Annotated in this window: 14 protein-coding genes; 4 read left to right on the top strand and 10 right to left on the bottom strand. The window is 65.9% G+C overall.

Going from position 1 to position 15,893, the window contains the following annotated elements:
* Positions 1–240: 240 nt before the first annotated feature.
* Together E5198_RS17145 and E5198_RS17140 are read right to left on the bottom strand one after the other, a co-directional pair.
* Positions 241–768 (bottom strand): hypothetical protein, encoded by a 528-nt coding sequence (locus E5198_RS17145; RefSeq protein ID WP_136491176.1) that lies wholly within the window; start codon positions 766–768, stop codon positions 241–243.
* 241 nt (positions 769–1,009) lie between these two features.
* Entirely contained in the window at positions 1,010–2,509 is a 1,500-nt protein-coding gene (locus E5198_RS17140) for an aldehyde dehydrogenase family protein (protein WP_136491175.1), read from the bottom strand.
* A 316-nt stretch (positions 2,510–2,825) separates the two neighbouring features.
* Between E5198_RS17140 and E5198_RS17135 the strand changes: the two genes are divergently transcribed.
* Complete coding sequence (locus tag E5198_RS17135) at positions 2,826–3,902, top strand: extracellular solute-binding protein (protein WP_136491174.1); 1,077 nt, start codon at positions 2,826–2,828, stop codon at positions 3,900–3,902.
* A gap of 432 nt (positions 3,903–4,334) precedes the next feature.
* On the opposite strand, the gene E5198_RS17130 is transcribed toward E5198_RS17135, so the two are convergent.
* From E5198_RS17130 to E5198_RS17105, 6 genes are all read right to left on the bottom strand, one after another.
* On the bottom strand, positions 4,335–5,102 hold the full coding sequence (locus tag E5198_RS17130) for an SDR family oxidoreductase (protein ID WP_136491173.1): 768 nt from the start codon (positions 5,100–5,102) through the stop codon (positions 4,335–4,337).
* On the bottom strand, positions 5,099–5,896 hold the full coding sequence (locus E5198_RS17125; RefSeq protein ID WP_136491172.1) for an SDR family NAD(P)-dependent oxidoreductase: 798 nt from the start codon (positions 5,894–5,896) through the stop codon (positions 5,099–5,101). Before E5198_RS17125 ends, E5198_RS17130 begins: the two co-directional genes overlap by 4 nt.
* Complete coding sequence (locus E5198_RS17120; protein ID WP_136491171.1) at positions 5,893–6,714, bottom strand: molybdenum cofactor biosynthesis F family protein; 822 nt, start codon at positions 6,712–6,714, stop codon at positions 5,893–5,895. The genes E5198_RS17125 and E5198_RS17120 overlap by 4 nt, the downstream gene beginning before the upstream one ends.
* A gap of 93 nt (positions 6,715–6,807) precedes the next feature.
* A complete protein-coding gene (locus E5198_RS17115; protein ID WP_136491170.1) occupies positions 6,808–7,461 on the bottom strand; it encodes a helix-turn-helix transcriptional regulator in 654 nt (217 codons plus the stop codon).
* 56 nt (positions 7,462–7,517) lie between these two features.
* Entirely contained in the window at positions 7,518–7,877 is a 360-nt protein-coding gene (locus tag E5198_RS17110; protein WP_136491169.1) for a cupin domain-containing protein, read from the bottom strand.
* 34 nt (positions 7,878–7,911) lie between these two features.
* Complete coding sequence (locus tag E5198_RS17105) at positions 7,912–9,210, bottom strand: FAD-binding oxidoreductase (RefSeq protein WP_136491168.1); 1,299 nt, start codon at positions 9,208–9,210, stop codon at positions 7,912–7,914.
* 353 nt (positions 9,211–9,563) lie between these two features.
* Between E5198_RS17105 and E5198_RS17100 the strand changes: the two genes are divergently transcribed.
* The 3 genes from E5198_RS17100 to E5198_RS17090 all read left to right on the top strand — a co-directional run bounded on the left by E5198_RS17100 (position 9,564) and on the right by E5198_RS17090 (position 13,777).
* Entirely contained in the window at positions 9,564–10,982 is a 1,419-nt protein-coding gene (locus tag E5198_RS17100) for an APC family permease (RefSeq protein WP_136491167.1), read from the top strand.
* A 200-nt stretch (positions 10,983–11,182) separates the two neighbouring features.
* Positions 11,183–12,154 (top strand): transcriptional regulator FeaR, encoded by a 972-nt coding sequence (gene feaR, locus E5198_RS17095; protein ID WP_136491166.1) that lies wholly within the window; start codon positions 11,183–11,185, stop codon positions 12,152–12,154.
* 285 nt (positions 12,155–12,439) lie between these two features.
* Positions 12,440–13,777 (top strand): hypothetical protein, encoded by a 1,338-nt coding sequence (locus E5198_RS17090; RefSeq protein ID WP_136491165.1) that lies wholly within the window; start codon positions 12,440–12,442, stop codon positions 13,775–13,777.
* 330 nt (positions 13,778–14,107) lie between these two features.
* On the opposite strand, the gene E5198_RS17085 is transcribed toward E5198_RS17090, so the two are convergent.
* Positions 14,108–14,800, bottom strand: coding sequence for an SDR family oxidoreductase (locus E5198_RS17085; RefSeq protein ID WP_136491164.1), 693 nt, complete (start codon positions 14,798–14,800; stop codon positions 14,108–14,110).
* 107 nt (positions 14,801–14,907) lie between these two features.
* Positions 14,908–15,893 (bottom strand): hypothetical protein (locus E5198_RS17080; RefSeq protein ID WP_136491163.1); only part of this gene is annotated, 986 nt, incomplete at its 5' end.

The raw sequence follows: 15,893 nt of genomic DNA, 5'->3' as shown, positions 1-15,893 counted from the left end.
GCTGCCCGGCGCCTGGCCGCCGGCGGCGGCCTGCGCCTGGACGGCGTGGCGGTGAGCGACGCCGACCAGCCGCTGGCCGGCGACGGCAACGAGTGGCGCCTGTCGGCCGGGCGCAAGCAGCACGTGCGCATCGCCGTGGGCGAGTGACCGCAGGTGCGCGCGGCGCACCCTACCCCGCGCAGTGCCTTGGCGCCCCTGCCCCGAGCAGGGAGCGCCATGCGCAGCGTCAGGCGGCAGCGCTCACTCCCGCCCCACGAACCCCTCCAGCGCTTCGGCCGCGACCTCGAAGCGCTGCGCGGCGGCGTGGGCCAGCGCGTCGGCCTGCACGCGCTCCTGCTCGATCATGTAGCGCAGGAAGGCGGCGTCCCCGGCATCCGCCGGCGGCGCGACCGCGCGCAGCCCGGCCAGGTACTTGCCGGTGCCCTCGGCCAGCATGGCCAGGAAGCGCTCGGGAAACAGCCGGGCGAACAGGATCGAGCCATGCGCCTTGAGCGTGATCCACCAGCCGCCGCCGCTCAGGCCGTGGCGCGCGGCGACCGGCGCATAGCGCGGCGCGTTGTACTGCTCGAGGCCGACGTAGGCCGCCCAGAAGCGGCCCTGCGGCGTGCCGCGGTGGTGCCCGGCCAGCGCGCCGACCACCCGGGTCGCCAGGGCGCGGTTGTCCAGCTCGCGGGCCAGCGCTTCGCGGAAGGCGTCGTCGGCCGCCTGACTGCCCAGGCTGGCCAGGGCCAGGCCCAGGGCGGCGAACAGGGTCGGGATTCTGCGCATGGGTACTCCTTTTCCGGGCGCGCCCGCCTGGGCAGGCGCGCGGACATAAAAAAGCCCGCCACACCGCTGCCGGGGTGTGGCGGGCAACTCTCGCTCAAGTCGAGAACCTCAAACGACCGACCGTCCATGGTCGCGCGGCGTCACGCCGGCTGCTCGCTGCCAAGCTCGAAACCGCACAGCCGGCGCCGTGCCGCGCCTACCACTCCAAGAACGCAGCGGAGCGGCCGCTCCGCCCGGAATTTCAGTAGGCGATGCACACCGACTTGGTCTCGGTGAACGCCTCCACCGCGCCGCGGCCGAACTCGCGGCCGATGCCCGACTGCTTGTAGCCGCCGAACGGCATGTTGGGATCGAGCACCACGTGGGAGTTGACCCACACGGTGCCCGCCTCGATGCGCGGGATCAGGTCCATGGCCTGGGTCAGATCGTTGGTCCACAGGCTGGCGGCCAGGCCGTACTGGCTGTCGTTGACCAGCTGCAGGGCCTCTTCGACGCTGTCGTAGGCGAGCACCGAGAGCACCGGGCCGAAGATCTCCTCGCGCGCCGCGGCCATGCCGTGGTCGACCCCGGCCAGCACGGTCGGCTCGACGAAGAAGCCGGGCAGCGCGGGCGCCGCGCCGCCGGTGACCACCCGCGCGCCCTGGGCGCGGGCTTTGTCCAGGTGGCCGAGCACGCTGGCCTGCTGCTTGCGCGACACCAGCGGGTTGATCTGCGCGTTCGGGTCCATGCCGGCGCCGATGCTCATGCCCTTCACCGCCGCGCCGAGGGCCTCGACGTAGGCGTCGTGGCGCGAGCGGTGCACGTAGATGCGCGAGGCCGCCGCGCACACCTGGCCCTGGTTGAGCAGGCCGCCCAGCAGCGCGCCGCCCACCGCCTTGTCGAGGTCGGCGTCGGGCAGCAGCAGCATCGGGTTCTTGCCGCCCAGTTCGAGGGAGAAGCGCGTCATGTTCTGCAGCGCGCTGGCGCCGATCTGCTTGCCCACCGCGGTGGAGCCGGTGAACGACACCTTGCTCACCTTGGGGTGGGCGACCAGTGCGGCGCCGGCGCTGGCGCCGCGGCCGACCAGCACGTTGAGCACGCCGGCCGGGATGCCCGCCTCGATGGCCAGCTCGGCCAGGCGCAGGGCGGTCAGCGGCGTCTCGTCGGCCGGCTTGATGACGATGGTGCAGCCAGCCGCCAGCGCCGGGACGATCTTCCAGATGGCGATCATCAGCGGGAAGTTCCACGGCACGATGCCGGCCACCACGCCCACCGGCTCGCGGCGGGTGCTGGCGTTGTAGCGGGTGCCCGGCGGCACCGCGATCGACACGTCGAGGGTCTGGCCTTCCAGCTTGGTCGCCCAGCCGGCCATGTAGCGCATGTACTCGACCGAGGCGCCGACCTCGATGGCGCGGGCGATGTGGATCGACTTGCCCTGGTTGAGGGTTTCCAGCTGCGCCAGCTCCTCGGCGTGGGCCTCGACCACCTCGGCGAAGCGCAGCAGGATGCGCTCGCGGTCGGCCGGGCGCAGGCCGCTCCACACCCCGGAACGGAAGGCGCGGTGGGCGCTGGCCACGGCCTGCTCGACCTGCGCCTCGCCGCCCATCAGCAGCTGGCTGAGCGGCGCGCCGGTGGCCGGGTTGAACACCTCGACGACCTCGCCGGCATGCTCGGCGACGGGCGCACCGTCGATGAAGGAAGTGTGCCGGCGGTTGAGGAAGGCGGTCACCTGGGCGAGCGGTTCGAGGGCGGCGCTGGACATGGCTGTAACTCCGGGCTGATCGGGGAATCCGCGTCCTGCTCCGCCCGGGCGCCGATGGCGCTCCGGAGTCCTGGCAGGACGCCGCAGGGCGGTGGCGACGCGAGGCGCGCCACGGCCCAAAAGCATGCATCGATGATAGTCGGCAGGCCGCAGGCTGCCTTGCCCATGCCTGCCAGCTTGTTGACCGTGCATGCCGGCCTGCAACGCCGGCCGCGCAAACCGGCACGCACAGGCAAGCATCCGGCATCCGCGAGCAAGACCCGCGGCCAGGCTTGCGCCACTAATGGCCGCCCATCATCTGCCCCCGGAGGGATCCATGAAGGCTCTGCCGCTGCTGCTGTCGCTCGCCCTGACCACCTGCGCCGCCCAGGCGGAGGAGGTGCTGCGCGTCTCCAACTGGCCCGACTACATAGCCCCCGCGGTGCTCGCCGATTTCCAGCGCGAGACCGGCGTGCGCGTCGACTATCACGAGCACGCCAGCGCCGACGAGCTGGACGCCGCCCTGCGCCGCGGCGAGCGCTACGACGTGGTGGTGCCGTCGCACTTCCAGCTCGCCGCGCTGATCCGCGAGCAGCGCCTGGCGCCGCTGGACCCGCAGCAGCTGCCGCAGCTCGCCGGCGTCGACCCCGACCTGCAGGCCATGCTGTCCGCCATCCAGGCCGCCAACCGCTACGTCGTGCCCTACCAGTGGGGCGTGCTCGGCCTGGCGCTCAACCGCGCGCAGGCCGAGGCGGCGCTGGGCGGGCCCGCCGCGCCGAGCTGGGGACTGCTGTTCGATGCGCAGCAGAGCGCGCGCCTGGCCGGCTGCGGCATCGGCCTGCAGGACGCGCCGGAGGAGACCTTCTCGGTGCTGTTCACCTACCAGGGACGCAGCCTGGCGCGCAGCGGCCCGCGCCGGGTCGGCCGCGCCGGCGAACAGCTGCTGGAGCTGCGCCGCCAGGCGCGGATGCTCGACAACACCCGCCACACCAAGGCGCTGCAGGCCGGCGAGCTGTGCCTGACCAGCGCCTGGAGCGGCCTGGCCCTGGCCGCGGCGGCGCAGAGCGCACAGCCGCTGCAGTTCGTGATTCCGGCCGAGGGCGCGCCGCTGACCATCGAGAGCCTGGCGATCCCCAGCAACGCCGCGCGCCCCGACCTCGCCTACCGCTTCATCGACTACCTGCTGCGCCCGGACAACGCGGTGCGCAACTCGCAGGCCACCTGGTTCTACAGCAGCCTCAAGCCCGACACCCCGGAGTTCAAGGCGCTCGCCGAGCACCAGCCGCAGCTGCTGCCGGACCCCGGCAGCCGTCGCCAGCTGTACTTCGCGGAAAGCCCCTCGCCCAAGCTCAAGGCCGAGCTGGACCGCCGCTGGCAGGCGCTGCGCCAGGTGCCGACCGGCGCCAGCCAGTAAGCCTCTCCCATCCGATTACCAGGGCAGCGTTTCGCCCTGGTAGTCGGCGAAGCGGCTACCGGATCTGTCGGCAGCTGCTTCCACCACCGCGACCAATCCGCGATGCCCTCGGAGACCATCAGCAGCACGCTAGCTAGCCCGCCGCATATCGGAATGCACGCAGCCGTGTGTGTCGTTTCAGTTGGTTGATGGCGCACACCCAGCCGCACATTGGTGGATTGCGCCCCTGGAATGAAAAAGGCCCGCCCGCCCGTTGCCGCGGATCGGACAGGCCTGAGGGTGAAACCGTAAGCAACCAGCCAAGGGGAGGGGAAGCCGGCTGTCGCCGACATGGAAGCATCAGTCCCAGGTCGGCGCGCAGTGACCTGGCGCCTGACTACCAAGCCATCGCGCCGCATAGGTGCCGCTGCGCACTACCGGCGAGATTGGTGCTCAGAGTGCAACCAAGGTTTCCGGCAAGGTTGCGCCCCCATCGACAACGAGGGTCTGACCGGTGACGTAGCTCGCCGCGTCGGATGCGAGGAACAACATGGCGCTGGCGATCTCCTCCGGAAGCCCGAGGCGCCCCAGCGGGACTGCGGCAGCGATACGCTCGCTGTGCGCCGCGTCGCCCAGATTGTCCATCGCCGGCGTTCGGATCATCCCAGGCTCGACACCGTTGACCCGCACGCCGTGGCGAGCCAACTCAAGTGCGGCGTTGCGGATGAAGCCATTCACCCCAGCCTTGGCGGCCGCGTAATGGGTCAGCCCCGGATAGGCGACACGCGGACCGGTAACCGAGGAGGTCACCAGTATGCTACCGCCGCCGCGGCGAGCGAACAGCGGCAGGGCACCCTGGGTCAGCCAGAACAACGCCGACAGGTTGACTGCCAGGGTTCGCTCCAGCACCTCCCCATCGATCTCCGCCAGCGGAACCAGCGGGAAGTAGCCGGCGTTGTGCACCAGAACGTCGAGCTGCTCCAGCCGCTCCAGCATAGCGAAGATCGCCGCTCGATCGGCCAGATCCACCTCAAGCGCCTGCGCCTCAAACCCCTTACCCAGCAGCTCGGCAGCCAGCACCTGCGCCAGCTCGACATTGAGATCGGCGATCAGCACCCGCGCTCCGCTCTTAGCAAAACCCTCGACGATGGCCCGGCCTATGCCCTGCGCACCGCCGGTGACCAGTACGTGCCGTCCTTGGTAGTCGTAGCGCGCGCTCATGCAACACCCCCCAGCCGATCGAAGGCCAAGGTCGGCACATCGACGATGCTGGAACCGCCATCGGCGACCAACGTCGCCCCGGTGACAATCGCCGCCTCGTCGCTGATCAGGAAGCGGCAGACGGCAGCGATCTCCTCGGGCGTGGCCGGGCGACGCAGCGGCACCTCTGCAGTGACCCGCGCATAGGCCGCATCAAGGCTCTCTCCGTAGTGCTCCATCAGCGGACGCATCTCCTCGTCGGCCATTGGAGTACGCACCCAGCCGGGACACACGCAGTTCACTCGCACACCGAGCGGGCCATAATCGCGCGCCAGCGAGCGATTTAGACCAAGCAGTGCGTGCTTGGCGGTGGTGTAGCCGCAGACCTCCGGCCCGGCGGCCAATGAAGCAATGGAGCCGAGCAGGACGATACTGCCTTGCCGCTCGATCAGCAGCGGCAGGCAAGAGCGGGCACTCTGGAATGCACTATCCAGGTTACTGCGCAAGGCCGTCTGCCAAGCCTGTTCGCTAGTCTGAGTGGCGCTGCCGACTCCGAGCCCTCCGGCGCAAGCCAGCAGCGCATCGATACCGCCAAAACGCTCGCGGATCTGCTCTACGAAACCGTCCCACGCAGCGCTGTCGGCGGCATCGCCCACCAGTACCAAACCGCCGGTCTCTGAGGCTATCTGCTCCAAAGGCTCACGGCGGCGACCGATCAGGATCACATCAGCGTTTTCGGCGGCCAGGCGCTTGGCACAAGCGGCGCCGATACCGGTGCCAGCACCGGTGATGACAACGGATCGGCGCTTGCTCATACGGGCACTTCGGTGCGATTGAGGATGGTGCAGTGCGAGGCTACCGGGAAGTTAACCAGTTCGTCGAAGCTGCCACCGGAATAGCCATAGATCTTGCCGTCGCTGCGGTGGGCTTTGAGGTCGATCAGAACCAGACCGAGGGTGGGCACGATCTTTTCACGCCAGACGAACAGGTACAGCTCATCAGCGATCTTGTAGTAGTGGCAACGGTCGGTGTCGCACAGCCCCTGTTCGACGCCCTTGTAGCACACCCAGGTGTAGAAGTTTTCGTTGAGGTAGATGTGCTCATAGACCTCAGTGGGGCTGTAACGGTACAGATTGCGCAGGCCAACCAATTCATTGGTCGGAGCGTGCGGGCAGGCACCCTCCTGCCAGGGCTTGTCGATGCTGCCGTGGATGAACTCGACCTTCACACCGGTCAGCTCCTTGCCAGCCAAACCACGATAGTAAAGGCCTTCGCGAGTCTCCGCTTCGTCAGGCAGATGGCCGATCACTGCGGTGAACGACTGGCTAATGGTGTCCAGCACCACGCTGATCGACCAATCCTGACCTTGCTCGCGCTTGAGGAAGTCGACCAGATAGATGCCCGGACGCAGGGCAGTGGCGCGGTATTCTGCACTACCGCTCGAATGGCCGTCGGTGGCGTGCCAATGCAGTCGGTCGGACTCGAAGCGATGCTCGATCTCCCAGCCGTTGGCAAAGAAGAGAGTCATGTTCCGACCGGACAGGTCGGCCAGCTTGGGCAGAATGAAGGACTCGGGAGCGAAGCCGTCGGCAAGGGCACCTACGGGGATCCATTCGGAATTGTTGTTGTTCATGGCACGTTCCTCTAGGTCTAGTGCAGGTTGGGGACGTGTCCATCGTATGCAACCTTCAGCACACGCAACATCAACCGGATGGTTGATCAGCGACTACAAAAACAGCAGGGAGACCAGTTCGGTCCGGTTGCGGGCACCGACCTTGCGGAACAGGTTGATCAGGTGGGTCTTGACCGTCGGCAGACCTATGCCTAACCGCTCCGACAGCAACTTGTTGCTCGCGCCATCGCGCAACAGCATGGCGATCTGCCGTTCGCGGGCGGAGAGCTGGAACGAAGGAGACGATGGAGTGGCTGGGAGAGTGGCGGCGGCCATCTGCATCAGCGCATGCAACGGCTCCAGCCGATCCAGTTCGACGGCCTCGAAACGCCCCCGGGTTGCATCGCGCAGCAGAGAGATACCGGCTGCGGGGCGGCCTCCGACGCGGGCAATCACTTCCACCACGTCAATCACCGCGTGGCGACGCAGGAAGCCCTGATAGAGCCGGTTGTCCGCCTCGCCCTGCCGGGCCATCCCCTCGCGCAGCGGGATGACTTTGGCGCCATGTACGTCACAGTGGCCTGGGCGCAGGGGGTCGAGGTGACGGTAGTGTTCGAGGTAGGCCTTGTGCATGGGCCCGGGCATGGACCACAGCAGGAAGTCCCGCGCCTCAAGCGTGGAGTCGATACGGTAGAAGGCGGCACAGCTTGCGGGCACGGCCTGGACGAAGGCGCTCAGGCAGTGCTGGCCGAAGGTGCTCGAGTCCATTGTCGTGCTCCTCTAGTGAAGGGAGACGGGCCGCCGCTTGAGCGGCCCATGACAGATCAGACCACAGCGAGATAGTGCTTGACGAAGGCCTCGCTGGCGACATCCCAGAGCACCGGGGTGCCCTTGGCGACGAACCAGCTGTCACCGGCTTTGTACGTGGCGGCCTGACCGGTGGCCTCATTGGTCAGGGTCACTTCGCCACTGACCACGGTGGCCTGTTCGTTGAACGGGTAGACCATGCGGAACTTGCTCCTGGTCACCCCGAAGTAGCCCGAGCTGACCGGATCGGTCGGCGCGCCGTAGGTCATCTTGCCGAAGGCCTTGCCCTCCCCCTCGAGAATCACCGAGCCGAGATCGGCGACGGTGCCCCAGGCGTCCAGTTCGGCGATGGTGGTGCCTTGCTTGATCGGATACATCTTTGGTTCCTCGTGACGCGGGTTGCTTGAAGGGTCAGCGGCGACCGGTCCAGTAGCCGGACAGCTGGTGCCAGCATTTGCCGCCGGTCAGCATCAGGGCGCGGAACTGGTCCTTACCCGGGATCACTGCATGGTGGATCGAGCTGATCAGGTCGTAGCGGGCCGAGCCCTCGCTCATGCCCTCAGCCAGTACCTTGCAGATGATGTGGCTGGGGGTGACGCCGAAGCCCGAGTAACCCTGCACGAAGAAGGCGTTGGGCCGCCCAGACAGCGTGCCGAGCTGCGGGAACAGGTTGGCGCTGCAGGCCATCGGGCCACCCCAAGCCAGATCGATCTTCACATCCTTGAGGTAAGGGAAGATCTTCAGCATCAGTTTGCGATTCCAGGCTTTCAGATCGCCGGGGATGTGCTCGATGAATGGGGTAGCGGAACCGAACAACAGGCGGTTCTCGTTGGTCACCCGGTAGTAGTCGATGACCGGACGGATATCGCTATAGGCGCCGCGGATCGGGCTGATGCGCTCGATCAGCTCGTCCGACAGCGGCTCGGTCATGAGCTGGAAGGCATAGGTATTGATGGTGGTCTTGTGCAGCTCCGGCTCCAGCCTGTTGAGGAAGCTGTCGCAGGCCCATAGCAGCTTGCTGGCCCTGACCGAGCCCTTGGCGGTTCGGACCTCGATGCGCTCGCCATAGCTGACCTCCAGCACCGGGCTGTGCTCGAAGATCTTCGCCCCATAGCTGGCCAGCGCCTGGGCCTCGCCGAGCAGGAGGTTTAGCGAATGCACATGACCGCCGCCCATATGCAACAGGCCACAGCTGTAGGCATCGGAGCCGATGAGGCGCTTGAGGCCAGAGCCAGTGAGCAGCTCGATCTCCTGATGCGGAGCGAGCTTCCTGAACTCGCTTTCCCAGGCACGCAGGGTCTTCTCCTGACGGGCGTTGAAGCCCATGTAGCCGTAGCCGTGACGGAAATCAGCGTCGATACCGTACTTCTCGATGCGCGCCTTGATGATCTGCGCGCCCTGATCGCTGATCTCGAAGATGCGGCGCAAGCCGTCCTCGCCGACGTCCGCCTTGATCGCTTCCAGATCGTGGCCGATGCCGGCCATCACCTGACCACCGTTGCGGCTGCTGCCACCAAAACCAAGGTAGCGGGCTTCAAGCACGACTATATTGGTGATGCCCTTCTCCGCCAGCTCGAGCGCGGTGTTGATGCCGGAGAAGCCGCCGCCGATCACCACGACGTCCGCTTCGAGGTCGGCCTCCAGCGACGGGAAACTCAGCTCATATTTCTTGGTGGCCGTGTAGTAGGTGGGCTGTTCGATGTTGATCATGACGCAATCCCAAGGATTTTTTTGTTATAGCCGGCACGCAGCGCCGGGCAAGCCCAGCACTGCCAGATTGCCGCCTTGCCTCGTAAGCCTATTAGGCAACCCTAGCCACCACGGCGTCTTGGTCAGCCCCGCCAGATTATTTGCCCAAGACTGCCAAACGGGATGCGAGGCAGATGTGAGGCAGGAATATTCAAAAAGCTCGGCAGGCTGGAAAAAGACAGTCGCCCCGGCACTGGTCAATGATTGTGAGACCTTGCTCGCACCCCACCCTCTGCGGCTCCCGCAGCAGCACGGGCGACGAGACATGACAGGCGCCGCAGCGCCGCTTTTTCACACTCGGACGAGATGCACCCATGAACAAGAACAACACGAGTGCCACGCACGATAGCCTTCCAGAAGAAACATCCAGCAATCAGCCACTCAAGCGCAGCCTGGGCTTCGCCACCATGATCGCCATCTGCATCGGCGTGGTGGTGGTGCAGGGCAGCATGGTCAGTGCCCTGCAGGGCGTCGGCTTCGGTGGCGCCGGCTTCCTGGCCGCCGCCGTGGTGGCCTTCATCCTGGCCCAGTGCAACGCGATGACCTTCGCCGAGCTATCGCTGATGTTCCCCCGCTCCGAAGGAACCCTCGGCAGCTACACCGAGGCCGCGCTCGGTAATTTCCCGGCCATCGTCGCGGTATACGCCGGCTATGTGGTGGTGGCGATGTTCGGCCTGTCCGCCGAGTTGCTGCTGGTCGATGCGGTGATCGGCCAGCTGTTCCCGGGAATGGTTCCGGAGATGCTGGTGCCGTTAGGCATCCTCATCGTGCTGGCAGTACTCAACTTCTTCGGCACAGACGTGTTCGCCAGTCTGCAGAACGTCTTCACCTTCGGCATGGTCGTCGCGCTGCTGCTGGTCGGCCTGACCGCCGTCACCGGCAGCGCCAATCCGGCGCCAGCCGAGCTGGCCGGTGCGGTGCAGTGGAACTGGGATGGCATCCTCGACGGCAGCTTCCTCAGCCTGGTGGCACTGGCCATGTGGCTGCTGGTCGGTGTCGAGTTCATCTGCCCGTTGATCCGTGAAGTGCGCAACCCCGAGCGCAACGTGCCGCGCGCGATGATGCTGTCGCTGTGCCTGATACTGGGGATCTTCCTGCTTTTCATCTGGGGCGCCAGCCGCTACCTGTCGGTCGAGACACTGACCACTTCGCCGCTGCCCTACCTGGACTACGTCGACGCGGTCTTCGGCAAGGCCGGGCTCATCGTCGCGACCGTGATGGCAGTGACCGCCACCTGCAGCACCGTCAACACCGTCCTCGCCGGCGTGCCGCGCATGTTGCACGGCATGGCAGTCAACGGCCAGTCGTTCCCGCAGCTCAAGCGCCTGCACCCGCGCTATGGCACCCCCTGGGTTGCGCTGGTGTTCATGGTGACCATCATCGCCTTGCCCTTCCTGCTGATGGGCATCGACTCGATCATAACCCTGCTGATTGCCGCCTCGACCAGCTGGCTGCTGGCCTACATCATCGCCCACATCGACGTGATCGTCCTGCGTCGCCGCCAGCCGCAACTGCCCCGCCCGTTCCGCACACCGTTCTACCCGCTGCCGCAGCTGCTCGGCATCGCCGGTATGGCTTACGTGGCGCTGAACAACTCGCCGTCGCCGGAGATGACTCAAACCGTCTACATGCTCACCGGCGTAGTTCTGCTGATCATCAGCGTGATTGCAGCCCTGTGGGTGAAACTGGTTATGAAGCGCGACTTGTTCCAGCCGGAAATGCCTAAGGGCTGACTTCTACACCATCAAAGTGTTAGCGAAGGGCGCCTCAAGGCGCCCTTCTCGTTAGCAGCCTGTCGATCAGACTCACCACTGATCTGGCACAGCCATTACAGTGAGTGTTATGTTCGAGGTTCTGAACTGCCCCGCCCTGGCCTCAGGAACGACCCGGGTTGTGGAGTCTCCCGGCCTCGACAATCACGCGGAGCGACACAATGCGCAAACAAGATCCTGCCACCTCCCAGAATCGCTGCCAGGCCGACGACTTCGACGTCTGGGCCAACGCCCTGAGCACATCGTGTGGCACTTTCCATCCAGTGAGATCAAGCGCCTTCGACCGTCATAGCTTCATTGGCAAGGTGGTTCCGGTCACTGCGCCCGGCTCGCGCTCGACCTCCTACATCACCACCAACTGCGAGCACATCTATCGCAAGCGTAAAGATATCCACAGTGACGACCAGGACTTTTTCTATCTGGTCATGCAGCAGCGCGGTCATGCCAGAATGTGTCAGAACAGCGAAGATGCCGATCTTGCGCCGGGCGATATGGTTCTGCTGGATGCTGGCCAGCCGAGTGATTTCTACTATCACGGCCTTTCACAACAGTTGTCGATTATCTTGCCGCGTTACCTGGTGGACGACGTATTCCGCCACAAGACCATCAAAACAGGACAGCGCATCGCAGCTGACCTCAAGATCAATCGGATGATTACACTATTGGCTGCCTCCACCTTATCTCTGGAGGAGGCAGACCGCGAGGAACAGCACGCCTTTCTCGAGGCATTGGCGGCGCTGCTCAAGCCGGTCGCCTGCACCACCGACTTGCGGGATGTCTCAGCGCAGAACCAGCACCTGCTGAACAAGGCGATGACCTTCATCGACAGCATCCTCGATCAGGGGAGCATTTCCGCAGCCGCAGTCGCACGCGAGATCCATGTTTCCGAGCGCACTCTCTACCGCCTGTTCGCACAAGCCGGCATGAACATCAGCCGCTACGTTCTCGATCGCCGGCTGGAGCGATGCGCCCTCAGCTTGGCGGAAAGTCGTGATGGTCGGCCGATCTCGCTAATCGCCGAGCGGGCCGGCTTCTGCGATCTGAGCCACTTCTCTCGTACCTTCAAGCAGAAGTACGGCATCTCACCCCGCCTCTATCGCCAGCAGAAGCTCGGCAGTAATAACACCCACTGACCCTTGGGCCGGCCACCTTGCCGAGGTGGCGCACTCGTTCAAGCAAAATGGCCGGCTCGAAAAAAAAATCCCCTGGTGTTTCCTCCATCCTTGACCCACTTCAGGCGGCCTGACTTCAGGTCGACTGTCGCCACGGTTTTGAAGGGTGGCGAGAAGAACAAGGCATGACCAGCATAACCAATGGCTCCCTGTAGCCGCGGGCAGCGATCACCGCGTTCTTCTCCACCGAACACAAGAAAGCATTCGGCCGTAGCCCGACCGATAGTGCACAAAGGGGAAGCCTTCATGAGCAAGCCACGTACTCGCCACCTGGCGCGGGCCATCCGCGTCGCCACCATGTCCAGCCTTCTGGCCAGCGCCCCCTTGACCTGGGCACACGAACTCTACGCCCAGGGTGACAGCCAGCTCAGTGCCGATCTGGAAGCTGTCTTCGGCGTATTCCACAGTGCCGAAAGCTACGCTCAGTCCGGCACCTTGGAGGAAGGCTCTACCTCTTGGCAGGAGGCTTACCTCAAGTATGGATTGAGCGGCAGCCAGGGGCTTTCCGCAGCCGGCGATCAGCTCTATGGCAAGTTCAACTGGGTGAGTTCTGGCACCTTCGGCGACGGCGACGCTGCCGGCTGGAGTAACGGTAGCGAACGCACCACAAAGATCGAGGACGCCTATCTCGGCTGGCGCTCCGGCCAGCGTTTCTCGGCGCTGGGCGAAAACGGCGTGGACATCTCCCTCGGTCGGCAGAACATCGTCATCGGCGACGGCTTCCTGGTGTCTGGCGACGCACTCAACTTTGGCGACGAAATTGCCGATGGAATGCTGGATCGTGGCGGTGCCTACTACCTGACCGGCCGCAAGGCCTTCGACCAGACCGCCGTGCTGCGTTTGGGCGGAGACACGGGATTGCGCAGCGACCTGATGTGGCTCAAGTCCAACAACCGTGCCCAAGGCAAGGCCGAAATGGCCGTAGCTACCCTTGAGCAGGTGAGCGACAAGGGCACGGTGGGACTGACCTACCTGGACGTTCTGGATACCGACGAGGAGTTCGACTTCATCGGTCGCAAGGGCATCAGAACCTACAGTCTGCGCGGCCAGGGCAATGCCGGGGTGGACAACATGTTCCTCGCCGGCGAATACGCCCACCAGGACCGTAATGGCGACGACGAAAATGCCTGGTATCTGGAGGCGGGCTGGACCTTCGCCGATCTGCCGTGGTCGCCGAGCGTCAACTATCGCTACAGCCGCTTCTCGGCGGACTACGATCCGCTGTTCTATGGCAACGGCCGCGCACTGGGCACTTGGTTCCAGGGCGAAGTGGCATCCAACTATGCGGGCCCATTCAACAACAACACCCAGGTCCACCATGTCGGCATCAAGGCTTCGCCGATGGAAGGCCTCAGCGTCGGCGCGCTGCTCTACGATTTCGATACCCTGGAAACCGACAATCGCCTCAACCTGAGCGGCCAAGAGCTGAACCTGTACGCCGAATGGGGCGTCAGCGAGCATCTGTTCGTCATGCCGGTCCTCGGCTTCTACAAGCCGGATGTGGACGCCAGCAACGGTGGCACTCAGCTCGGCAACGACGATACCAACGTCTACGCCCAACTGATCATGGCCACCATGTTCTGAGCATTCTGCCGCCGCATCCGTTGCGGGTGCGGCGGCAGCCAAGAAGAACAACACAGGGACGTCGACGATTAGAAGCCTCGGCAGCTGGTACTTGCACGAAACCCGCACACGCCAGCCAGCACCAATAGTTCCCCCGTCTGCGCAGCCCCTAGCCACGCGTCCATCAATCGGCGATGGACGCCGACTTCAGCTCGATGAACGCCTCCACCGCGCCGTGGCTGAACTCGCGACCGATGTTCGACGGCTTGATCCCGCCGAACGGCAGGTTGGTGGCCAGCAGCATGGAGTGTTGCCCCTGTATGCCGGCCACGTCCGCAGGCGCATCAGCAACTACCAGGGCAGCGTCTCGCCCTGGTGGTCGACGAAGCGGCAGTCGCGCGTGCCGGCGGCCGCCTCGACCACCGCCACCAGCCCGGCCACGCTCTCTTCCACCGTCAGCGGCGCGCCGGCGCCGCCCATGTCGGTCTGCACCCAGCCGGGGTGCAGCGCCAGCAGGGCGAAGTCGCGCGCATCGCCCAGCTGCGCGGCCCAGCTGAGCAGCAGGCTGTTGAGCGCCGCCTTGCTCGCCGCGTACAGCGGCATGTCGGCGCCGGGGCTGAGCTGCAGGCTGGCCATCACCGAGCTGGTCGCCGCCAGCACCGCATCCGGCTTGAGCCGCGGGCGCAGGGCGCGCGCCAGGCGCAGCGGGGCGACGGCGTTGCTGACGAACAGCTGGCCGATCTCGGCCTCGCTCGCCGTGGCGACGTCCTGCGCCGCCGGGCCGTAGACGCCGGCGTTGAGCAGCACGCGGTCCAACCGCGCATCGCCGAGGGCGGCGAGGACCAGGGCCGGCGCCTGCGGGTCGTTGAGGTCGCAGGCGATGGTCTGCAGCCGCGCGCCGAACTGGCCGGCCAGCTCGTTCAGCCCCGCCGAGGCGGCCGGATCACGCGCCACCGCGAACACCCGCGCGCCGCCGTGCAGCCAGGCGCGCACCAGACCCAGGCCGATGCCCCGCGAGGCGCCGGCAATCAGTACGTCGAGCATGTGAATCTCCCGCAGTGAAAGAGGCAGGGTAACCGCGCCGGGCCGGAAAAGAAAAAGGCCGGCCCGCCCGTTGCCGCGGGTCGGGCCGGCCGGAGGGTGACACGGGATCAGAAGAAGGTGACGAACATCAGCTGGCTGTACACATTGGTGTCGTCGCCGCCGAGCTGGGTGCCGCCCTCGGCGGCGCTGCGCTCGGGCTGGTAGAAGCCGACCACCGGACTGATCATCAGGTGGTCGTTGACCATCCACTCGGCGTACAGGTCCAGCTCGCGGCCGCCCAGGTTGCCGAGGTCGGTGTCGAGGGTGTCGAAGTCGAAGTACAGCGCGCCGACGGTGACCTTCTCCAGCGGCGCCGCCTTGAGGCCGACGTGGTGGACCCGGGTGTTGCTGTTGAACGGGCCGGCGTAGTTGGCCGCCACCTCGCCCTGGAACCAGGTGCCGTAGCCGCGGTTGAAACCGTAGAACAGCGGATCGAAGGTCTCCGAGAAGCGGCTGTAGCGGTAGGTGGCGGTCGGCGACCACGGCAGGCCGGCGAAGGTCCAGCTGCCTTCCAGGTACCAGGCGTTCTCGGTGCCGCTGTCCTTGTCCTGGCTGGCGTACTCGAAGGCCAGGTTGAGGTTCTCCACGCCCAGCCCGCCCGCGCCGCGCAGGCTGACGGTGTCCATGCCGTCGCGCTCGAGCTGCGCCGGGCTGGCGTAGCGCTCGTTGACGTCCAGGCCGCGGATGTACGTCAGGCCCAGGGTGCCCGGTGCGCCGACGTGCTCGAGGGTGGCGATGGCCAGCTCGGTCTCGGCCTGGGCGCGGTTGTCGGATTTCAGCCACATCAGGTCGCCGCGCAGACCCTGCTCGCCGCCCAGGCGCAGCACCGCGGTCTGGTCGAAGGCCTTGCGCGCGGCGATGTAGTAGGCGCCGCCGCGGTCGTAGTCGGCGCCGAGGTCGACGTCGCCGAAGTTCAGCGAGTCGCCGTTGATCAGGAAGCCGTCGCCGACCACCACCTTCTGCCGGCCGCCGGAAATGTCCACGCCGTTCTCGCCGAGCGCCGGGAACAGGTCGCCCGAGCGCCAGCCGAGGTAGGCGTCCTCGATGTCGGTCA

The sequence above is a fragment of the Pseudomonas sp. A-1 genome, from assembly GCF_004801855.1.
GTDB lineage: Bacteria > Pseudomonadota > Gammaproteobacteria > Pseudomonadales > Pseudomonadaceae > Geopseudomonas.
The sequence above is the reverse complement of the archived record's forward strand: the minus strand, read 5'-3'. Positions and strand labels throughout refer to the sequence as shown.